This is a genomic window from Kordia sp. (assembly GCF_965283645.1).
Classification (GTDB): Bacteria; Bacteroidota; Bacteroidia; order Flavobacteriales; family Flavobacteriaceae; genus Kordia.
This window is the reverse complement of record NZ_CBDIPG010000001.1, coordinates 1880229-1900414: the sequence shown is the minus strand read 5'-3', so window position 1 is coordinate 1900414 and position 20186 is coordinate 1880229. Positions and strand designations below refer to the sequence as shown.

Annotated in this window: 19 protein-coding genes; 6 read left to right on the top strand and 13 right to left on the bottom strand. The window is 32.2% G+C overall.

All coding sequences use genetic code 11. The features are described 5' to 3' along the window. From ACQ654_RS08225 to ACQ654_RS08185, 9 genes are all read right to left on the bottom strand, one after another. The gene (locus ACQ654_RS08225) at positions 1–885 is read right to left on the bottom strand and encodes a DUF6175 family protein (protein ID WP_430409838.1); all 885 of its coding nucleotides are present in this window, start codon (positions 883–885) and stop codon (positions 1–3) included. 13 nt (positions 886–898) lie between these two features. Further along, positions 899–1360: a hypothetical protein gene (locus ACQ654_RS08220; protein ID WP_430409837.1), complete on the bottom strand. Its 462-nt coding sequence runs from the start codon at positions 1358–1360 to the stop codon at positions 899–901. A 4-nt stretch (positions 1361–1364) separates the two neighbouring features. Then, positions 1365–2219: a CsgG/HfaB family protein gene (locus tag ACQ654_RS08215; protein ID WP_430409836.1), complete on the bottom strand. Its 855-nt coding sequence runs from the start codon at positions 2217–2219 to the stop codon at positions 1365–1367. Positions 2220–2536: 317 nt separating this feature from the next. Then, positions 2537–3115, bottom strand: a complete 579-nt coding sequence (locus ACQ654_RS08210; protein WP_430409835.1) for a TPM domain-containing protein — start codon at positions 3113–3115, stop codon at positions 2537–2539. Between the two features lie 151 nt (positions 3116–3266). Beyond that, positions 3267–3986, bottom strand: coding sequence for a phytanoyl-CoA dioxygenase family protein (locus ACQ654_RS08205; RefSeq protein WP_430409834.1), 720 nt, complete (start codon positions 3984–3986; stop codon positions 3267–3269). An 11-nt stretch (positions 3987–3997) separates the two neighbouring features. Then, positions 3998–5248 (bottom strand): hypothetical protein, encoded by a 1251-nt coding sequence (locus ACQ654_RS08200; RefSeq protein WP_430409833.1) that lies wholly within the window; start codon positions 5246–5248, stop codon positions 3998–4000. 148 nt (positions 5249–5396) lie between these two features. After that, entirely contained in the window at positions 5397–5540 is a 144-nt protein-coding gene (locus ACQ654_RS08195; RefSeq protein WP_430409832.1) for a hypothetical protein, read from the bottom strand. A gap of 32 nt (positions 5541–5572) precedes the next feature. Beyond that, a complete protein-coding gene (locus ACQ654_RS08190) occupies positions 5573–6460 on the bottom strand; it encodes a dienelactone hydrolase family protein (protein ID WP_430409831.1) in 888 nt (295 codons plus the stop codon). 134 nt (positions 6461–6594) lie between these two features. After that, complete coding sequence (locus ACQ654_RS08185) at positions 6595–7767, bottom strand: metallophosphoesterase (protein WP_430409830.1); 1173 nt, start codon at positions 7765–7767, stop codon at positions 6595–6597. Between the two features lie 206 nt (positions 7768–7973). Between ACQ654_RS08185 and ACQ654_RS08180 the strand changes: the two genes are divergently transcribed. After that, positions 7974–8801: a sensor histidine kinase gene (locus tag ACQ654_RS08180; protein WP_430409829.1), complete on the top strand. Its 828-nt coding sequence runs from the start codon at positions 7974–7976 to the stop codon at positions 8799–8801. Then, positions 8798–9496, top strand: coding sequence for a LytR/AlgR family response regulator transcription factor (locus ACQ654_RS08175; protein ID WP_430409828.1), 699 nt, complete (start codon positions 8798–8800; stop codon positions 9494–9496). The genes ACQ654_RS08180 and ACQ654_RS08175 overlap by 4 nt, the downstream gene beginning before the upstream one ends. Positions 9497–9536: 40 nt before the next feature. Here ACQ654_RS08175 and ACQ654_RS08170 read toward each other — a convergent pair whose 3' ends face one another. Next, positions 9537–10019, bottom strand: coding sequence for a thioredoxin family protein (locus tag ACQ654_RS08170; RefSeq protein ID WP_430409827.1), 483 nt, complete (start codon positions 10017–10019; stop codon positions 9537–9539). A gap of 437 nt (positions 10020–10456) precedes the next feature. Between ACQ654_RS08170 and ACQ654_RS08165 the strand changes: the two genes are divergently transcribed. From ACQ654_RS08165 to ACQ654_RS08150, 4 genes are all read left to right on the top strand, one after another. Beyond that, positions 10457–11008 carry a DUF1697 domain-containing protein gene (locus ACQ654_RS08165; RefSeq protein ID WP_430409826.1) on the top strand — a complete coding sequence of 184 codons (552 nt, stop codon included), beginning with the start codon at positions 10457–10459 and terminating at the stop codon, positions 11006–11008. 159 nt (positions 11009–11167) lie between these two features. Continuing rightward, complete coding sequence (locus tag ACQ654_RS08160; RefSeq protein ID WP_430409825.1) at positions 11168–11572, top strand: RidA family protein; 405 nt, start codon at positions 11168–11170, stop codon at positions 11570–11572. Between the two features lie 10 nt (positions 11573–11582). Then, positions 11583–13028, top strand: coding sequence for an aldehyde dehydrogenase (locus tag ACQ654_RS08155; protein WP_430409824.1), 1446 nt, complete (start codon positions 11583–11585; stop codon positions 13026–13028). Between the two features lie 325 nt (positions 13029–13353). Beyond that, a complete protein-coding gene (locus ACQ654_RS08150; protein ID WP_430409823.1) occupies positions 13354–13590 on the top strand; it encodes a hypothetical protein in 237 nt (78 codons plus the stop codon). A 598-nt stretch (positions 13591–14188) separates the two neighbouring features. Here the strand turns inward: ACQ654_RS08150 and ACQ654_RS08145 are convergent. The 3 genes from ACQ654_RS08145 to ACQ654_RS08135 all read right to left on the bottom strand — a co-directional run bounded on the left by ACQ654_RS08145 (position 14189) and on the right by ACQ654_RS08135 (position 19845). Continuing rightward, positions 14189–16561: a hypothetical protein gene (locus tag ACQ654_RS08145; protein WP_430409822.1), complete on the bottom strand. Its 2373-nt coding sequence runs from the start codon at positions 16559–16561 to the stop codon at positions 14189–14191. After that, a complete protein-coding gene (locus tag ACQ654_RS08140) occupies positions 16464–16886 on the bottom strand; it encodes a hypothetical protein (RefSeq protein WP_430409821.1) in 423 nt (140 codons plus the stop codon). The genes ACQ654_RS08145 and ACQ654_RS08140 overlap by 98 nt, the downstream gene beginning before the upstream one ends. A gap of 304 nt (positions 16887–17190) precedes the next feature. Then, positions 17191–19845, bottom strand: a complete 2655-nt coding sequence (locus ACQ654_RS08135; protein WP_430409820.1) for an SAM-dependent DNA methyltransferase — start codon at positions 19843–19845, stop codon at positions 17191–17193. Positions 19846–20186: the final 341 nt, after the last annotated feature.

Here is a 20186-nt window from a genome sequence, read left to right as displayed (position 1 = left end):
CTATTGAATTATAATGTTAATTTCGCCTTCGCTTCGTTTTCCCTGTTTCACGGCTAAACCGAATTTGTTTTTTATGAATTTCCGCAACTTGCTTGATACTTTTGTTGCTCTATAATTTCGTCCTGTTTTTGGATCTTTTAGTGGAATTCTAAAATCATCAATGATCATAGAATTCGGAGTGATTCCTCCAAGATGAAAATAATTGTTGTGAGCTTCTTCTTCAAGCCATTCTTCTAAGAGATCAGATAATATATCGCCTTCATCACCAATTTCAGAATCCATGTCATATTCAGAATCTTCGATGAACCCAATATTGATTCGAATTGATTTTCCATTTTCTACAATTTGCCCAAACTTATCATTCATCGTATTTAAAAAATCTTCGATGCAACTCTCCACAGCTTTTTTAGATAGTTTGGCAATATCATCTGTATAGAATTTTCCAGATTCTCCAATTTTATTTGAAAGCGACTGTGCATTTATAGCATATTTTCCTTCTAAAATCAGCTTCACAGAATTACCCGTTGATGATTTCTGTACAAATACTTCCGTTTCTATAATAATATCAGCAGTAGACAAACGAATGACTTCGGATTTTAGATCTGTCTTCTCGTCAGATTTTAATGCCATTTCATTCAAAGCTTGTTTTAGTTTTTGTGTAAAATCATACGTCGTAAAACCACGATCATCAAAAGCTTCTTTCACTTTCGCGATTGCAATTCGTTTGTTAAAATCATCTTCGAGAATGGTACGAATATCTTGTCCTTCTTTCACCCAAGGAATGACCATGATTGTCGGTTGAACTTGTGTTACTTTTTCTTGTGCCTGAAGTGTTGTCGTAGCACAGATAATCGTTAAAAAAAGTAATGATATATATATTTTCATGATTGCTTGTGTATTAAAGTCCAAATTTTCTAATCACTTTATATTCTTCTAAATCTTTCTTCAGTGAAAGCAGGTTAATTTTCACATCATTTGTTCCTGTAAATACTTTATCTCTCTTGTTATATGCAGAACTTACGTACGAACTAGTGATAAAAGAACGATACCGTTCTTTAAAGAAATTTGTGAAATATGCTTTGTGTTGGGAAGTTATAGACGCTTCGTTTGAACCGATTAATGGTTTTTCAACACTTGTATTTGGAATGCCTCTAAAGAAAATAATTTCAAATACTTTTCGTTCTGAATCACCAATAGCTTCGCCTTCCGTACTTCCATATCCTAAACTTCGGACTTCAATTGTTTTATGTTTTTGTTCCGTAAGAACGCTCAATTCTGCCGTTAGTGGTGTATACACTTTTTGTCCGCAACTTGCAACGAAAAGCATTGTGATACTTAGAATGATAAGTTTTTTATACATAAGATTAATTTTTTGAGTAGCATTCAATTTTTGTGCCTGAGTTAAACTTTGCTAAAATAAGATCGCCACCTTTCACAACTTTTGCTTCTGAAATTTCATCACCTTCAACCGTCGTAATTTTTAATGTTCCTATTTCTTTTCTTCTTGTTAGCTCTTTACCATTCACCATCAATTTTACAAGTTCAACAACCTTAAATTCTTGCTTTTTTCTTGCGCCATTAATAGTTCCTGTATTAATCAATACTGATTTCGCTTTACTAGAGGAAGCTTTTGTAATTTCAATAATTTGAGTCGTCACAGGGAAGTTCTCAGCGACAAACTTGTCAATTGCTTTTTGTGTTCCTTTGAGTGAGTTGAAAAACGCTTGTTCGGGAGTTTTTGTATCGTATGAACTTACAATACTACCCAAGAATGTTTGCTTAGGTTCTATCATTTCGCTAGCAATTACTTTTCCAGTGGCAATGTCTATTACTTCTAACGAGAATGATATTTTACAGACGTAATATATAGAGCTTTTTGATGTTTTCTTTGTGATGCTTACATTGCTAATATTACCCGTAACAATCTGTTCTGCTCCTTCAAAAGAACTTTCCGAAGTAACTTTACCATCAATGAACTCCTCTTTCTTTTGAAACTCTCTTTCTGCAAGTAGTTTTTTATAGTTTGCACGATCGACAATTTTAAAACGATTGGTGTTTTTGATAGCTGCTTTCACTTTGTCTTCGATTGCTTTTACATATGTATTGGCAATGGTAACGTTGTTAGAAGCTTCAAAAGTGGAGATGGCAACTGTTTTTTTCTGTGCAAATCCAAAAGCTGTAAAGAATAGAATGAATAAGAAAAGTAGTTTTTTCTTCATGAGATCAAGTAATTTTTAATAATTGATTTGTTCGTGTTAATTAATCAATTACAAACTTATCATGATCTAAGATGCTTTCTTTGTGGATTTCCGTAACGGGCTGTCTTTTTTAATAATTCAGTCTATTAAATGGTTGATTTGTTGAAGTTTAAAATATTAAAAAAGATGAAAAATTGAATGTGTATTTTTTTTAACTGAAGAAACACTAAGTTTAATTTGAAGTTTTTCGAATTATTTTCCGAGTCGTTTTACTACTTTTTCAGTACAAATTGTAAATGGAAAAAGTAGGATAGCGTAGCAACCAGATTTTCTCATGATTATTTCAGCTCACGAATAATTTCTTTAATTCCTTTTTCAAAACCAGAGAAGTAGTCATCTTTTTTAAACTCAGGAACAATTATTTTATTGATGATTTGAAGCGTTTTGTCATCGGTAAGCTTATTCATGACACCATTTCCATTCTGAATCCAAATGCGACGATCTTTCATGTATAAGGCAATGAGAATGCCGTTATCTTTGTCTTCTTGACCAATTCCCCAATTATTAGCTAAATCTAAGGAATACGATTCCAACCCTTCATATCCTTGAATGGACGTAAGTGTTACAATTGCAATTTGATTGGTTGTTTCTGCTTCATGTTGCTTTACTAAATGCAGCAAAGTTGCTTCTTGCTCATCTGATAAAATATTATCAAAATCATTTATAAATCCAACAGGAATAGGGAATACAGTATCAGGATGTGATGGACCTGAAAGTGCATCATAGTGAGGTTTGTGTGTTGCTTCACAGCTGATACTAAACGTAATCAACAGGCAAAGCAGTAGGCTTTTAAATTTCATTATAGGGCTATTAAAATCAATTTGGGTAATTGCAATATAGGGAATTCCTGCAAACATTAGCAAGTTTTAGAATGTAGAAAGAATAAATTGTTGCTCATTAATCCTTCCTATACATACATTTGAATACGCTCCAACAACTTTGAAGTGTACTTCTGTTTTAAAATTTCCTTTAAAAATAGGCGTAGATATCATACTAATATCATCTGCATTAAATTTTACAATATTCTAACCATTGTAACGGTTTCTTCAACTTCTTAGTACTAAATTCTAAATGTAAAACACGTCTTTGTTTATGATTTGTAGTGCGTTCGGAAGCATGAAGTGTTAACGGTTTCATGAGCATAATACCGCCTTTTTCAACTTCGCAAACATGTTCGGTTTCGGTGTTCCAATCAATAGTTTCAGGTCTGTAAATTCCTTTCAAGTGTGAATTTGGAATCACTTTTAAGGCACCATTTTCTTTTTCGGTTTTGTCTAAATGTACTCTGAGAGTTATGATGTTTTCCAAAACTTCAATTGGTGGTTGTACACCAAATTGCCCTTTTTTGAACGTCCAATTTTTATAGTTTGAAACGGCTTCTTTTCGGTCAACCGAAATACTTATATCTTGATGATACGCAACAAACCAATTAGATTCGCTTGGTTTATCAAAATAAATAGCTTTTGTCAAAAAATAAGATTCATCAAAAAGAGAAGCTAACAATTTGTGAAGCTTTTCAGTAAATAACAACGATTTCAATTCAGGAATTCTGGTAACAACTTGTCTTATCGCAAATAAATTTACCGAACTTTCAGCAAGTTTTTGTGTGGTACTTGCTTTTTCAATACATGAACTAATGGCCTCAATTTCTGTATCTGAATACATTCGATCTAACACAGCAAAACCATTTTTCTCTAAACTGGAGATATACGAATTAGTTTCTATCAAAAGATTCTATTTTAATTTTCCTCAAAAATAGCCTTTGTATTTAAATATTCTGGAAGCATTGCCACAGCATTTTTCAACTTTTCGGTATTTCGCTTTTTCAATCCTTCATCTTCAAGATGATGAATATAATTTCTATATAAGAAATAAATCAACACTCTATTGTAATCATCCAATTGTGTGTCTTTGATCATTTCCGACATTGCTTTTTCAATCTGTTCTCTATTTTTCGATTCAGATAATGCTCTTCCAGTTCTACTGATACTTCCAAAGTAATGATTTTCGACAGGATTTTCAATGCGCAAACTAATACCAAAAATTAAATCAGATACATTAATATTTAATTCTTCCAATTCGCGGATATAGGTTTTTCGTCTTGCTTGCGCATAGCTTCCATCTGAAACTCTATCAAAACGATCGTTCATAATGTCTAAATGCGATCGAAGGAAAATTTCCCAATTAATGGTTTCAGCGGCTAACACAGCAATATTTGCGGCATGATCTCTTGGACTTGAATCCATACTACAACTTCCCATTACTTTGGTGTTTCGCATTTTTTCTAATAAAGCTGACTTTTCTTTTTTGGGAAGTTGCTGCCAATTTTTTGGCAAACCCGCATAGAAACCAAGTTCGGCATCTTCCTTAAATTTGGTCGCTGTTGTATCAATCAAGCAATTTGCATAACCAACCATTGTAGCATATTTTTCAACTAGTGGTTCTGATGTAAATGTAGTTGGAAAGTAAAATGCAGTTATTGATTCTTTTGAATAGTACTTTTTATCATACTTTTGAAGCACCCAACTTCCAGCTTTTAAGTTTCTGTATTGCTCTAAGTTCTTAGTTTTCTGAATTTCAATTCCAGAACCGTGAGCCATATCAACCTCACTAAATTCTATGACAGTTTCATCCTTATAATTTTCATATTCATACCGTACAAAAAGCACTTCTTTTTCAACGGTAGCTTCTGGATATTTTTTGATAAATGCCTCAAAATCAATTTTATTTTCAATGTCCTTTATAGCACTTTTTAGGTCTCCTTTGGAAAGATCGATATAATGGCCAATGGTCTGACTTTTTGCTAAATACACTTTCGTAAGATCACAGTATTTGTATTGAAGATTTAAAGAATCTACAATGTGCGAAAGTTTATTCATGGTTAATTTGTTATAAATCAAGCCATTTTCATGCGTGGTAAATTCTCCACTTTGACCAAATGTTTCTACACTAGATGCCAAAATGATTAAAATTAGTAATTGTTTTTTCATCTCTATTCGGTTTACACATATAACGATTAAATATTTATTTTATTTAAAAAGTATAGGGTTTTTTGAAAAGATAAAATGATGAATGAGTGAATGTTACATTTGAGTTCGTAAACAGGAAAATATCAATTAATTTTATACTGTTTATAAATTATTTACTGAGTGCTTTTACAATGCGTTCTTCGTTTAATACAATATCGCGGAATAATACATGCGGAAACTTTTCATGCCTAGATTCTTTAAATGCTTCATGAATGTTTAAAAGCGTGGAAGCCGTAACTAAAGATAAATTCATTTCGGTATCCATTTCACAATCATAGACGAAATCTACACCAACTTCTCCTTAAAAAAGTCAATTGTCCGTGTCCAAGCTAAGGTTGCCGCTTTTTTGTCATAACGCGGAGTTGTATTGTTATGAAAGCCATGATTTACATTTGGATAAAAATGTGCGGCATAATCTATTTTATTGGCTTTTAGTACTTTTTCATACGCTTCCCAACCTGCATTTACACGTTTGTCCAAGGCAGCATATTGAAGCAATAATGGAGCTTTTACTTTTGCCGCATCTTCATCATTTGGTTGTCTTCCATAAAAAGGAACAGCCGCTTTTAAATCGTCTAATTTTACAGCCATCATATTCGAAATCCAACCGCCAAAACAAAAACCGACTACGCCCACTTTTCCGTTGCAATTTGGATGTTTTTTTAAGTATTCAAATGCGGCAATAAAATCTTCCAACATTTCGTTTCGATCACGTTTCTTTTGCATAGTGCGTCCGTCATCATCATTGCCAGGATAACCGCCTAAAGGTGTCAATGCATCTGGTGCCAAACTGATAAAACCATCCAACGCCGTACGTCTGCCAACATCTTCAATATATGGATTTAAACCTCTATTCTCATGAACAACAATAACACCTGGAACTTTGGTTTTTATATCTTTTGGTAACGAAAGCAATCCTTTAATTTTTCCGCCACCTTTTGGAGAATCATACATAATATAATCCGATTGTAAATTTGGATCATCTTTTGCAACTTCCGAAGTTGTCTTGTAATTCGGCGACATAAAACTCATCAATGCGCCAACCGTAATGCTTCCTGCGGCATACAACGAAAGGCGTTCTACAAACTGACGACGCCCAATTTTGTTGTGTGCATAATCGTCATACAAATCAAATACTTCCTGTTTAATATCTTCTTTTTTTAACTCGCTCATAATTGTAGAATTTTTAGGTTGTCCTAAAGTTAAGCAATTCGAGAGTTATTTTAAATAAATTGAGACAGCTTTATTTTAGTTTCAGACTAATTTCATAATTACATTCACAAGATAATACACAAAAACAATCATAATCACAGCATTTTTTTAGTTCCATCATGCAACAAACGATACATGATATCATTCTCAATTAATAAACCTTCCGATTGTGTATTTGGCCAAGTTTTGTTATAATCTTTTGGATGATGAACATCGATTCCAATAACTTTTCCGTTGAAAAATGTTTTTACTTTTGATTGTAATGTGTGTCCAACTACAACCGATTTTGCATTGAAAGTTTCCAATTGTGCATCAATCTGTACTTGTGATAAATTTTCTCTAAAATACCCACGATACCAAGAAATTCCTTTGCGTGTAGAACTAATTAATTCGGCAGAAGTTTTTTGTGGTTTCGGAAAATATGCTTTGTAATAATGCTTTCGCGAAATATCATTGATTTCTTCCAATGACAACCCTAATGCAGCAACTTCAGGATGAATACCGCCATGGACAAAAATATGCCCGTTAATTTTTTCAATCGCGTTTTTGCTTGACAACCATTTGCCTAAAAATGATTCCTGACTGTACAAATCGTGTTGTTGTTTGTCTAAAATTGCCGAAACTGCTAGGTATTTCTGAGAAGCCGCACCAAATTTTGCTTGCATATTTTTTAATTCATGATTCCCGATGATAAAATGTACCAATCCACCATGTTTTTTGGCTTCTTGTTCTAGTTTGTATGCAAACCATAAAACTTGTGTGGTTGAAAACCCACGATCGACAAAATCGCCTACTAATACCAAATGACCTTTGCCAAAAATCCAATCTAAATTTTTGTCAATCACTTTGTGTTGAATCAGGAAATCGCGAAAGGTTTTAAAACCACTTTCAATGTCTGAAATTGCTACAATCGGATTGCCGTCAGTGTAGATTGTTTTTGGAGTTTCAAGCTGTGTATTAATCGTAAAATCAAACGAAGAATCTTCTAACGGAAAATAACAACTACCCAAAATTGAACCGTTGCTTGCATAGTTTTTTGTTTGTGTATAAAAACCGTCGTTTTTGTTTCCTCTGAGATAATTCACGCTAAGTGTAGAATCATTTTCATAAAAAACATACGGACCATCTTTGTCCAAATTCATGCGCGAAGGATGATCGCCATAGTGAAGTGAAGCGCCATGATACAATCCGAGAAAAATCGCGCTAAGCGCTAAAAATAAAATGGTAACTGTGATATGTTTGACATATCGTAAGATTCGTTTTTTCATGATGATGAATATTTATGATTACCGCAAACCTATGTGTAGGATATTTGTCAAAAAAGAATTTGTGTTCAACAACATGTAACGCGTGACGCACAAATTTTTTCTGAGGTTGAAATGATTTCATCACATATTTTGATCAAAAGAACCTCAAAATTTAGCCGTTTGTCAACTTCTTTTGTGGTGGAATGGTTTTCGGTTACATTTGTGTTATGTCAATCATAAAACACTATAAAAAAATACTATTTGGTATCGGAAGCGCGATATTGCTGTATCCGATAGTCATTACTGTGTTTGAAGTTATAACTTCAGGGAAAAATTCGGTAACCTTCTTAGGAGATTATAATCCTGCGATTAGTTTAAGGATTCTTGATGGATACATGATGGTATTTGGATGCATAGTATTATCTAGTTTGTATTGGTTATATAAGCGAATTCGATCTATATTGACATTAAGAAAGGAACAGCAACAAATGGAATTGTCACATTTGCAAAGTCAGGTAAATCCGCACTTTTTCTTTAATATGTTGAATAATTTATACGGTTTGGTTGGGAAAGATTCTCAAAAAGCACAAGCGTTGATTTTGAAATTGTCCGATATGATGCGGTATAGTATTTATGATGGACAGAAAAGTTGTGTGACTATTAAGGAAGAAATTGGATATTTGAAGAATTATATCGAATTGCATAAAATGCGCTATCACAAAGAAATTGATGTCAAATTTAACACAGATATTCAAGATGAAAACCGTGAAATAATGCCGTTGTTGTTTATCATTTTATTAGAAAATGCTTTTAAACATGGTGTAGAAAATTTACATGAAAACGCTTTTGTAAAGATTCATTTAGTTGCAAATGCGAATGAAATTCAGTTTGCTGTTGAGAACAATTTTGATGAAGAAGATGTTGCAGACGAAACTGGAATTGGATTGAAAAATTTGCAAAGACGATTGGAATTGGTCTATCCAAAAAAACATTCGCTATCTTTTACGAGCAAAGAAAATATATACACATCGGAACTAACTATTAAACTTTCATGATTACATATCTAATTATAGATGACGAACACATTGCGCACGACATTATAAAAGGATATTGTGATTTGTTGCCAAATATGAAATTGAAAAAACAGTGTTACAACGCGTTGGAAGCAATGGAATATTTACATGAACATTCTGTTGATTTGATTTTTCTCGATTTGAATATGCCCAAACTTAAAGGCTTCGATTTCTTAAAAACTTTAGCGAATTCACCAAAAGTAATTGTCACAACGGCATATCAAGAATATGCCTTGGAAGGATACGAACTGAACATTTCAGATTATTTACTCAAGCCATTTTCCTTTGAACGTTTCTTAAAAGCGATCAACAAAACGGTGAATGTTTCGGCGCAAGTAACAGCTACAGTAGTGGAAAAACAAGATGAAACACATCAAAGTATATTTCTAAAATCACAAAACAAATATGTGCAAGTTTTCACGAATACTATTTTATATGTGGAAGCTTCTGGAAATTATACCAAAATTAGTACAGATTCAGAAACGATTACCATTCGCGAAAAGCTTTCGGATGTCATTGCCTTATTACCAACTAATGACTTTTTACAAGTGCACAAATCGTTTGCGGTTGCAACAAAACGCATTCATAGTATTGAAGGCAATCGTATTCATATTGCTGATCATACGATTCCTATTGGAAAATTGTATAAAGCGAATGTAAATGGATTGTTGAAATAAACACGTTGTTTTAGTGTGTCTTAGGCTTTATATCAAAAAATTACAAAATAGCTTCCAAAGCGGCTTTGAGTAAGTTTGTGTAAATTCGTTTTGTGTCTTTTCCTCTAAATCCTGAAACGCGCCCAATAACATTGCTTTTTGTATCTAAAAGTAGTACGGTTGGAAAGGCTTTTGCATTGTATTTTTTGCGGAGCATCATATAATCTTCAATATATGCTTTGCGGACAAATTCTTCTTTAGAAGGAAAATCAAGCTCCACAAGCACAAACTCTTGCGCTAGTTTGATAAAGGAGCTTTTAGAAAAATATTCCTTTTCTAACTGAATACACGCGCCACACCAATCGGAACCTGTAAAGAATAACAAAATAGGTTTTTTCTGTTCCAGACTAATCTTTCTTGCTTTATTATAATCTAATTGCCAACGGAGTTTATGACTATCAACTTTTACATCTTTCGTCTTTTTTTGCGCATTCAGATTACATAATATAAATAGCGAACATAGAATAGTAGTAAAGGTTTTCATGGCAACGTTTTTAAGTGGTGGTTTTAATGTTGATGAAAAGATAAGAATTATTTTTTTGTGGTGTGTTTTAAGTTTTATATATATATTGTTGTAAACAATACTCACTCAGAAGTTTAATTCAAATCTATCCAAATCTAATAATTCTCGGATATTTTTTCCTACTTTAGTAATGATTTTGTTATTGGTAACAAATGTCTTGTTAATATCAAATTTTAAGAAATAACGGAAGCATTTTTTATAATAATCTCTTGTCATTTTATTAAAAGTAAACCAAAGATTACACATACACAATGTGGTTTTCCGTAATCACCAACAAATTCAATGAAATCATTTACAAAACCTTCTCGAAGGAATAGGATTTTAAAACGTCTAAGCAATCACGGTCTAATATTCCAATGATCTGAAAGTCGAAACAATCCAACCAAAAAAATGTATCTTTGAAACGCACACAACCAACCAACATGATTTACATTGCCATCTTACGCGGAATCAACGTTTCAGGAAGTAGAAAACTACCTATGGCGGAACTTCGTACCTTATTGTCAGAGCTAGGTTTAACGGAAGTGCAAACCTATATTCAAAGTGGAAACGCAGTATTTGAGTCAGAAGAAAAAAATCAAGAAAAATTAGGAAGTCAAATTGCGGAAGCCATCAAAAATCAGTACGATTATGAGGTGCCTGTATTGGTAAAAACAATTGCACAATGGAAAACGGCAATGGCGAACAATCCTTTTACGGAAGCAGACATTTCCAAACAAGCGATTACGTTTTTAGCAACAACACCAGAAGAAACAACGATTGAAATTGATAGCAAAGAAGATCGTTTTCAAATCATCAATTCGGAAGTATATCTCTATTGTCCCAACGGTTTCGGAAGAAGTAAATTGACAAACAATCTCTTCGAACGCAAACTTAACACACAAGCAACGACAAGAAACTGGAAAACGATTTATAAATTGTTACATCTCGCGGAAGCAATGGAGGAATGATTTTTAAATTATAAATGTTGAATGCTAAATTTTAAATGTAAAAGTATTTTTGAATAACGAATAACGAATAACGAATAACGAATAACGAAGTTAAAATGTTAAATGTCAAATGTTGAATTTTAAATTGAAAAGAATATTTTAACACCAAACACCCAAAAAATGCAAGAAAAAAAAGTAACACCAAGAGGCGCATATCCACATACAAAGCGTGTGGGCGACTTTATATTTGTATCAGGAACAAGTTCACGACGACCAGATAATACGATTGCTGGAGTCGATATCATTGACGAAATGGGCACGAAACACCTAAACATTGGCACACAAACACGCGAAGTCTTGAAAAACATAGACAGAAATTTACAAAATGTCGGTGCAAGTTTGGCTGATGTGGTAGATGTAACTTCATTTCTAGTAAACATGAATGATTTTGCAGGATACAATGAAGCGTATGGCGAATTCTTTGACAAAGCTACAGGGCCAACACGAACGACAGTTGCCGTGCATCAATTGCCGCATCCTGATTTGGTTGTTGAAATAAAGGTGGTAGCGTACAAAAAACAATAAAATAAAACCTGTGAAAAAGATTCTAAACTATATCAACGGAAGTTATGTTGAACCCAAAAGCAACGAATGGATTGACAATTACAATCCGTCCAATGGAGAAGTGTATGGACACATTCCGAACTCGTCTGCGGAAGATGTAGAAGCGGCATATCAAGCGGCAAAATCGGCATATCCAAGTTGGTCAAACACAACATTAGACGAGCGAAGTCGTATTCTAAATAATATTGCTTCTTTAATTGAAGAAAACTTAGAGGATTTGGCACATGCCGAATCGTTAGACAATGGAAAACCGTTAAGTCTTGCCACACGAATCGATATTCCGAGAGCGACAAGCAATTTTAAATTCTTTTCACAAGCCATCACACAATTTTCAAGTGAAGCACATGAAAGTATTGGACTCAATGCTATAAACTTTACACTGCGACAATCAATTGGAGTTGTAGGTTGTATCTCACCGTGGAACTTACCATTATATCTTTTTACATGGAAAATTGCACCAGCATTGGCGACAGGAAATACCGTCGTGGCAAAACCTAGTGAAGTAACACCGATGACGGCGTATCTATTAGGCGAAATTTGCACGAAAGCTGGGTTGCCAAAAGGTGTATTAAACATTGTGCATGGATTGGGTCATACTACAGGACAAGCCATCACGGAGCATCCAAATATCAAAGCGATTTCGTTTACTGGCGGAACGGCTACAGGAGCACATATTGCGAGAACGGCGGCACCGATGTTTAAAAAGCTGTCGTTAGAATTAGGTGGAAAAAACCCAAACATCATCTTTGCAGATTGTGATTATGATGAAATGTTGAAAGTTACTGTACGATCATCTTTTGCAAATCAAGGACAAATCTGTTTATGTGGTTCACGAATATTTGTTGAAAGAAGTATATATGAAAAGTTCAAAACGGACTTTGTAGCGCGTGTGAAACAACTCAAAGTAGGAAATCCATTTGATGAAACTACAAAAGTTGGCGCATTAGTTTCGAAACCACATTTAGAAAAAGTAAAATCGTACATAGACATTGCGAAAGAAGAAAGCGGAACTGTTTTATGTGGCGGAAATAAAGTCACTGTGGAAGGTTTTGAAAACGGATACTACTTAGAGCCAACTGTCATTGAAGTTCAAACCGATCAATGCCGTGTGAATCAAGAAGAAATATTTGGACCTGTAGTTACGATGATGCCATTTGATACAGAAGAAGAAGTCTTAGCAATGGCAAATGGTGTTCGGTATGGATTATCGGCAACTTTGTGGACAAACAATCTGAATCGTACCATGCAAATGTCTAAACAACTAGAAGCAGGAATCGTATGGGTCAATACATGGCTCATGCGTGATTTACGTACACCTTTCGGTGGAATGAAAAACTCTGGCGTTGGCCGTGAAGGCGGCATGGAAGCACTACGCTTTTTCACGGAGCCTAAAAATGTTTGTATAAAATATTCGTGATTATAAATTATGAATGCTAAATGCTAAATTTTAAATTGAAAAAATATTTCTTTTAACACACAACACACAACACACAACACACAACACACAACACACAACACACAACACACAACAAGCAGTTGGTTAATTTTCTCACATCTGATTTTCAGCAACTTACAAAACTAGGAGTCCGAAAAAGGGTCGATTTCTATGCTTTTCGGTACTCTGAAACGGTACTCTTTTGATACCTTAAAATGACAATATTTTCGATTGATTTTTAGCTGTTTATCTACCGCTGGTAAAGTACCTTTTTTCTCATGTAATTAAAACAAAAATACACGAAAAAATGGTGCGTAAAGAACAAACAAAAAGAAAGTCAATTTTAGACAAATTAGATTTGGATTCGATTCCTAAATCTACAAAGCCACTCATTGATACGAAAAAAGTATTAAAGCATCCTGTGACTAAAGTCATTATTTGTGGCGCGGCAATTTATGGAATCCTTAAAGTTTCAAAATACTTTGTAAATGCTTATGCAGAACTTATTCGAGCATCAAAGAACTTGAGTGATGCTTGTAAATAGTTATAAAGCGAAAGCTTTTACTTTTTATGCTGAATTTAAGCAACTTTAAGCTTTTTTATCATAATTTCTAACATTTGGTGTCTGATTTGCTTTAAAACGCTTTCAAAATCTATAAAATATCTCTAAGTTATTAGTAATATTAGAACCATGTTTAGGAAGAAGAATTACAGAAAATAATTTTTCGACTGAGCATAAGTTTTAGCAGTTCCTAGTGGATTTTAATACAGTCGAATTAGCTGTAATTTGGTTATATATTATTTGTTAACTAGCACTTACCAATAAGGCTCAATATTAGATAATTCCAAAACAACTTTTTCCAATGAAATTTCAATACCAATTTGGTTATCATGTTTCACTAACGTATAGTTTTTATACGTAATTTATTGATAATTCGATATAGGAAAGTGTTTCCGTACCTAATTTTAGATTTCAATTCTTTTCGTCCAGAAGTATTTTCCGCCTCGTGACAGATCGCAATTTTATGAAATCATGAATAAATACAATTTCATAAATACTGATTTTTTGAATTTAAAGTGATTTTATCTACTCATTATTAACGTTAGGTGTAAGTGAAAAACGATTATAAGGAAATTACATTTTACATATTGTTATGTCCTGTATTTTCTCTATTCTCAATATTAAATACAGAATAATCAATTTCTTGTGCAAAATCATGATCTTTTATTTCTTCACTGTCTTCAATACATTTTTTCAATTTTGATAGAAAAGATTTTTGGATATTTTCATACTGACTAATTATATCTTCAGTAATATCATGTACTTTTATCTCGTTATCAATTTTACGTTGTCTCCTCAGAAACTTCAAGTGACTAATAAACATATTTATAACTAACAGGTCACCATTATTGTCACCCCAATATTTACTGTTATTAGTTTTGACACAGTAAACTTTTCTATAGTATTCAAACCAATTTGATTTTTTGTCACTTAAAAAACCTTTAACATCAATTATGCCATTTAAAGTCATTGTACACAATCTCGCTAGAAAATGTAAATTAGCTTTCATAGTAATAGGACTGATTGGAATTTTGTCATTGTAGGAGAATAACTTACCATTGACGCGGACTTTGCAAGATCGCAATCTTGCAATTACATTTATAAATTTTAAATTAGCAAAAGATGTAAGATAGAACGAACGCGGTGTTAATGAAATATCATCAGAATCAGCTATATCAGACGGCTTAGTAATTTGGAACCACCTAGAAATTTCAATCAAACCACGTGTGTCTTCAACTCCAGGCTCTCGATACAAATCGAAGATTCTTTGCCTAATTAAGTTCTTATCATATCCAATTTCCTCTAGTCTGGTTAATAAATCTCCAACTTTAGCATGGTTCTCATATGAATATTTATGTAAAGAATAGTTACATAGGTTGTATAATGTCGAAAATATTTGATGATCCTTAACACATTGAATGTGAGTATCACTTCTATTTTCATACCAATCTATAATCGTTTTTGGGATGTTATATACATCATGGTCATAAAATTGTCCTTCGGAAGCAATCCATCCATAAAAATATGATTCTAAAATAAATTCCGTTTCGTCTTTAAATGCCTCTAAATGTTTTAAATCCAGTTTAATATCTTCGAATAAATGCTTAATAAAATTATTCATATTAACCAACATTTCTCTTCTATCATTATTGCATAAATCAATAAAGGCTAGCCGTAAGTATTCGTCATCATGAAGAAGGTGACATATTCTGATTATTTGATCAAAATTAGGTATATTAAATGTTGATACTGCGTTCTCTTTTTCTATTAATTCCTTGGTATCCTTCTTGGCAATTCTATTTAAATATTCTAATCTTAAATTAAGAATTGATTTAGCAAATTTTGCTCTTCCGTTTCTAACGAGTTTTGCTCTAATTTCGAGCATCATTTGAGGTGTACAATGTCCAAATTCTTTAACCCTAATATCTATTTGTTTTTCATATTCTTTTTCATCAACAAAATCATCATAATCTACTGAAATAGGCTCAATAAGATAGGTTTTCGCATCACTCAATTGTTTTATCTTGTAATTCTCAGATCTTATACTATATAAATATTTTGAGGATAGTTTATCATTCGAACTGAAATTTCTAAAAAACTCAATAAAAGTATTTCGCACTTCATTATCAATAATACTATCTACATTATCAAAACAAACTATACATAGTCTGTCTTTTCCATCCTTTCCATTTTTACTCAGATAATATAGCACATTATGAATTTCGATAGTTTTACTTAAATCGAAAAGTAAATTATTAAATGAATTATTATCAGATGTTCTTTTTTCATTAAACCATTCTAGAAATTCTTTTTCTTTTCTAGTTTCCAAGTCCCATCTTGTTCGGAATTGACTTACGATATTCATGAAAGAAGGATTGTTCAATGAGTCAGATTTTAAATATTCCTTGTCATTAAGTATATATTCTGCTATTTCAGAATTCGTAATTTCCTTATCATGTAAGAATGATTCTACTTTACCAATCAATTTAGCCTTTATAAAATCATCCATTTTTTGATATGAAGCATGTTCATCTCGATTTATTTCTCCAATATTCTTAAAGTCGATGTATAGTATATACGCGTTATCGTTCTCATCTTCTTTTAATTTACAAAATACCTTGTTTAAAAGAGTTGTCTTCCCTGTACCTGGATGTCCAATAATTCTAATTGGTTTTTGGCTCTTTCTTAATGCTTTTATTATCTGTGCTTCTTTACTTGGTCGTTGATGATAAACATTCTCTTTGTAAAATATTTTTTCATCAAAACCTATGTCTGTAAGTATACTAAAATTATTCTCTTCAGATACTTCATCAATGGCATAAGTTAATAATGCTTCAAAGCATTTCGTACTGTAGTCATGTGTTCTCATTATTATCTTCTTTTTCAAGATTTTTAAGTAATTTAATATATGTTTGCTTTTGCTGTTTAGCATTTTCCATGCTTCTTCCATCATGACCGCGATATTTTTCCTCCTCGTTAGAATAAAACATAATTAAGGAAGAATACATATTGACAAGATTAGTTTTTCTAGTCTCTTCCAATGCATTTTTTATTTCTTTATTTTGCAGGTCTAGTTGTTTAGATTGAAGGTAAACCGTATAAATCACGAACGCTAGAGCTAAGCCAGAAAAAAGTGCATTAATTGCACCAAACATGTCACCTATTACGCCTCTATCTTGTAATTTTGGTACAATCCATGAAATAGCAACCCCACTAAACAACCATAAAAAAATAATTATTAGAACTCCTACAAACAAAATTGATTTTTCATTTTTCATTTTCTTATATTTTATAATGCATAACTTATGAATTAGAGGAATCCCTATTATTTCATTTATAAGCAAAACTAAATTGTATTAAGAATTTAATTATATATAAAAATATAATTTTCTTACTAAAAATACAAAGCTACTTAAAGTTTTTTAGCTTTTACGTTTTGATTTTTTAAAACATATAATATCTTTATTTTTTAAGATGCAACTAAAAAGTAAAACATTCTTTTCTATGTTAGAATTATAGTTTTCAAAATCTTTATCAAAAAGTTAAGTTTTAGAAATTTTTACTTGAAGTAAGCATAAGTGTTTACTTTTCATACTGAGCTTGAGCAATTTTAAGTTGTCTTATCATAATATCTATCATAGGGATTTGATTTGCTTTAAAACGCTTCCAAAGTTTATCCAAAGAACCAATCACCTTAGCTAAATGTGGTTGGTTTTCTTTTGTTGGAGTGTTGTAAGAAGGATTTGATTTTCTTCCTTCGATTAGTACTACCATTTTTTTCTGCTTTTTGGTTTTCTCTTTCGAGAGAATAAAGCTGTCTAGGTTGATAATATCACGGACACAATAGTACTTATACAACCAATTTAGAAAATCTCGATAATATTTAATTCTTCCTTCTTCATCAAAAATGATATGTCCATTTAAGACGATAACAGCTTTTCCATTGTCATTTAGATTTAATAGCGCAAGCGCGATTATATATGCCTTTTGTCTAAGGTGACCAGTTAAGAAATATCCATTTTCAATATATTCATCAATAATATCCATTTTTTGATTTGATGTTATGTTTGATACTATACTTGGAGGATTACATACTACTGCATCAAAAGATTTGTGCATTTCTTTCGGTGTCGGTTTTAATGGGTTGTAGCTGGTAGTATTTTTAAAACGTAAAAAATCAAGAGAAGTTCTTTTGAGTTCTGATAATTCGTTAGCGTGAACTATTGTAGTTTTTGTACCTATTAATGAATGACCACTTCCTGCTGTTGGATTATAAATCGAAGTAATTTTATCGGTTTGAATGTACTTACCAATCATCATAGCAATTGGTAACGGTAGTATATGACTGTGTTTAATATGATTTTTATCATCAGCGAAACTTCTATCGTACTGTAAGTTGTTCCAAAAATGGCTCATCGCGCCGAGCCAAAGTTCCCCTTCTACATGATTGTATCTACTTCTAAAAAAATCAATAGCACTTAGTTCTACGGATTCTTGCAATACTTCATCGTTAGGAACATTGTACTTTTTTCTAAAATCTTCTATTTGTGATTCAGTTGGTTTTTTGTGATTAGCGTAGGTCAAGGCTATACTTGCTACAAAACTATCTCTATTGAATTTAGGTTTATTCAGTTCAGCGTATTCATTATCAGAATCCACAAAGTTATCTTCATTAAGTTGTTTTGTAAGTGATTCTTTAATGAAGCTTTCAATCACTTCTTTTGATGCAAAAAGCGATGCTATGTCATTCTGAATAGCTTCTCGTTTAGAAACGTTCTCCTCATAAGGCATATTTAATAAACTTTCTCCTTTTTTCAGTTCGGATAGTTGTTCTGATAATTCATTTACCTTTTTGTTAATAATATCAATCCCAAAAGATACATCTGCAATTGGGCGATAGTTTTGAAGTAGGTACAACCAATTACATAATTTATTGCCTTTTACTAAAATTTCTTTAGAGGTAAGTACATGAATATATCCATGAGATAAACTAACGTAAGGATGTTGTTTGTCAATAGGGTAGCCTATTTCTTTAAATAGTTTATAACTATTGTCTTGCCAATAATTATTCAATCGGATTCTTGAGATATTTAGGTCGCTTTCTACATAGTCTTCCAACTGCGATAATTCAAAAAGTTGAAAGGCTGAAAGCTTGTTAAAAGTGTGATTGTTGACTTCAAATAGATATGGAAACTTTGGTTTTAGTGATGGTATTTGTTCTTTTGGAATCTTACCTTTATGAAATGTCTCATTCACATAGATTGGAACAAGCACATTTGGAACTTTGTGTTTTTCAAAATTTAGAGTAGCCGAACATGAAATACAATCTATTTGTTCATCCATGAAATCAAGTAAAGGTCGCATGGCAATTGCTACACTTGTTTTACAACTACTATTAAGATCATTGAACCAATCTTTATATAAACGAATAATGTGCGAAAGCTTCTTACGACGTAGAACATCAAAGCCAATCGCTGATGCTTCTTCTATTTCTGTTGTTAAGTTTTGAATAATGTCTTTACAAGTATTGGTAGTTTCATTTTCAATTGAAGCGAGTTTGTCAATAATTTCCAAAAGTAACAGCTTATCAAAATCAATTTTATTTTCAAAAATTCCAGACTCTATAAATTTAGAAAAATCCTTTTTTATTTGAGAATTATCCGAATCGCTTAATCCTTCATGTTTAATAACTTCATTAGCTATTTTAGATAAAGAATCTGTATACTGAAAAGAAATAAAGTTTCCATTTTCATCTACTTCAATTACTTTATTTTTACTTAATAATTCTTGCGCTCTAATTTTATAGTTTCTAGGTAAGATTAGAATTGAATCAACATAATGACCAAAGGTTTGTTTGGCATAGCGTTCTGCAATAAGCTTGGCAACGCGTTTGTAGTTTTCAAAAATGAGATATTCGCCCATAATAATTTTATCATCTTTTCTGACATTGATTTCTGCGATGCAAAACTTTAAATCATCAACATTGTCAAAAGAAGGTTTAAAAGTAGTTTCTAAAGGGATAAACTTCCAATCAGTATTATTTTCCAAAGCATTTTTAAGCTTATGAGCAAACTTTACATAAGGCGGATGAAAATCAGCATATAATTTCAGTTTATCATTAAAAGCGTGCTTAAAACCTAGCCTTTGAAGAAATAAAAACAGTTCATTTTCTGTTGGCTTTGAAAACAGCATTTCAATTCCTTTTTTAGCTGTATTGTGTGTTATTTGTACATTCATGTTTTATCAATTAATGTTGAAAACACTAAACTAAAAAGTAGAATTCAAAAATCATTTGTCAACTTTTGTCACTCGGACAATTGAAAACAACTATACTTTTTAAGCAGACATTAATAAACGTTAGTAATGCCCTTAAAACATTGAACTTTACATTTTTTTGATTGATACAAATGAAATTGTTTCATGCAACAAAAAAAGTTCTATTATTAGGTAACTATGACCTTCGTTCTTTTTTGTTTCCTTAGTGTTTCAAACACTAAGCTACAAAGGGAAATTGGAATTACATTTGTGAAATTTTGTGTCCGACACACGAATTGTAAGAAGAAATTGTAAGAATATTG

Bases quoted from the DNA above. Each gene is read 5' to 3' on its own strand.
- ACQ654_RS08225 (WP_430409838.1), bottom strand. From the start codon at position 885: ATGAAAATATATATATCATTACTTTTTTTAACGATTATCTGTGCTACG.
- ACQ654_RS08220 (WP_430409837.1), bottom strand. From the start codon at position 1,360: ATGTATAAAAAACTTATCATTCTAAGTATCACAATGCTTTTCGTTGCA.
- ACQ654_RS08215 (WP_430409836.1), bottom strand. From the start codon at position 2,219: ATGAAGAAAAAACTACTTTTCTTATTCATTCTATTCTTTACAGCTTTT.
- ACQ654_RS08210 (WP_430409835.1), bottom strand. From the start codon at position 3,115: ATGTTTGCAGGAATTCCCTATATTGCAATTACCCAAATTGATTTTAAT.
- ACQ654_RS08200 (WP_430409833.1), bottom strand. From the start codon at position 5,248: ATGAAAAAACAATTACTAATTTTAATCATTTTGGCATCTAGTGTAGAA.
- ACQ654_RS08195 (WP_430409832.1), bottom strand. From the start codon at position 5,540: ATGAATTTATCTTTAGTTACGGCTTCCACGCTTTTAAACATTCATGAA.
- ACQ654_RS08190 (WP_430409831.1), bottom strand. From the start codon at position 6,460: ATGAGCGAGTTAAAAAAAGAAGATATTAAACAGGAAGTATTTGATTTG.
- ACQ654_RS08185 (WP_430409830.1), bottom strand. From the start codon at position 7,767: ATGAAAAAACGAATCTTACGATATGTCAAACATATCACAGTTACCATT.
- ACQ654_RS08180 (WP_430409829.1), top strand. From the start codon at position 7,974: ATGTCAATCATAAAACACTATAAAAAAATACTATTTGGTATCGGAAGC.
- ACQ654_RS08175 (WP_430409828.1), top strand. From the start codon at position 8,798: ATGATTACATATCTAATTATAGATGACGAACACATTGCGCACGACATT.
- ACQ654_RS08170 (WP_430409827.1), bottom strand. From the start codon at position 10,019: ATGAAAACCTTTACTACTATTCTATGTTCGCTATTTATATTATGTAAT.
- ACQ654_RS08160 (WP_430409825.1), top strand. From the start codon at position 11,168: ATGCAAGAAAAAAAAGTAACACCAAGAGGCGCATATCCACATACAAAG.
- ACQ654_RS08150 (WP_430409823.1), top strand. From the start codon at position 13,354: ATGGTGCGTAAAGAACAAACAAAAAGAAAGTCAATTTTAGACAAATTA.
- ACQ654_RS08145 (WP_430409822.1), bottom strand. From the start codon at position 16,561: ATGATGGAAGAAGCATGGAAAATGCTAAACAGCAAAAGCAAACATATA.
- ACQ654_RS08140 (WP_430409821.1), bottom strand. From the start codon at position 16,886: ATGAAAAATGAAAAATCAATTTTGTTTGTAGGAGTTCTAATAATTATT.
- ACQ654_RS08135 (WP_430409820.1), bottom strand. From the start codon at position 19,845: ATGAATGTACAAATAACACACAATACAGCTAAAAAAGGAATTGAAATG.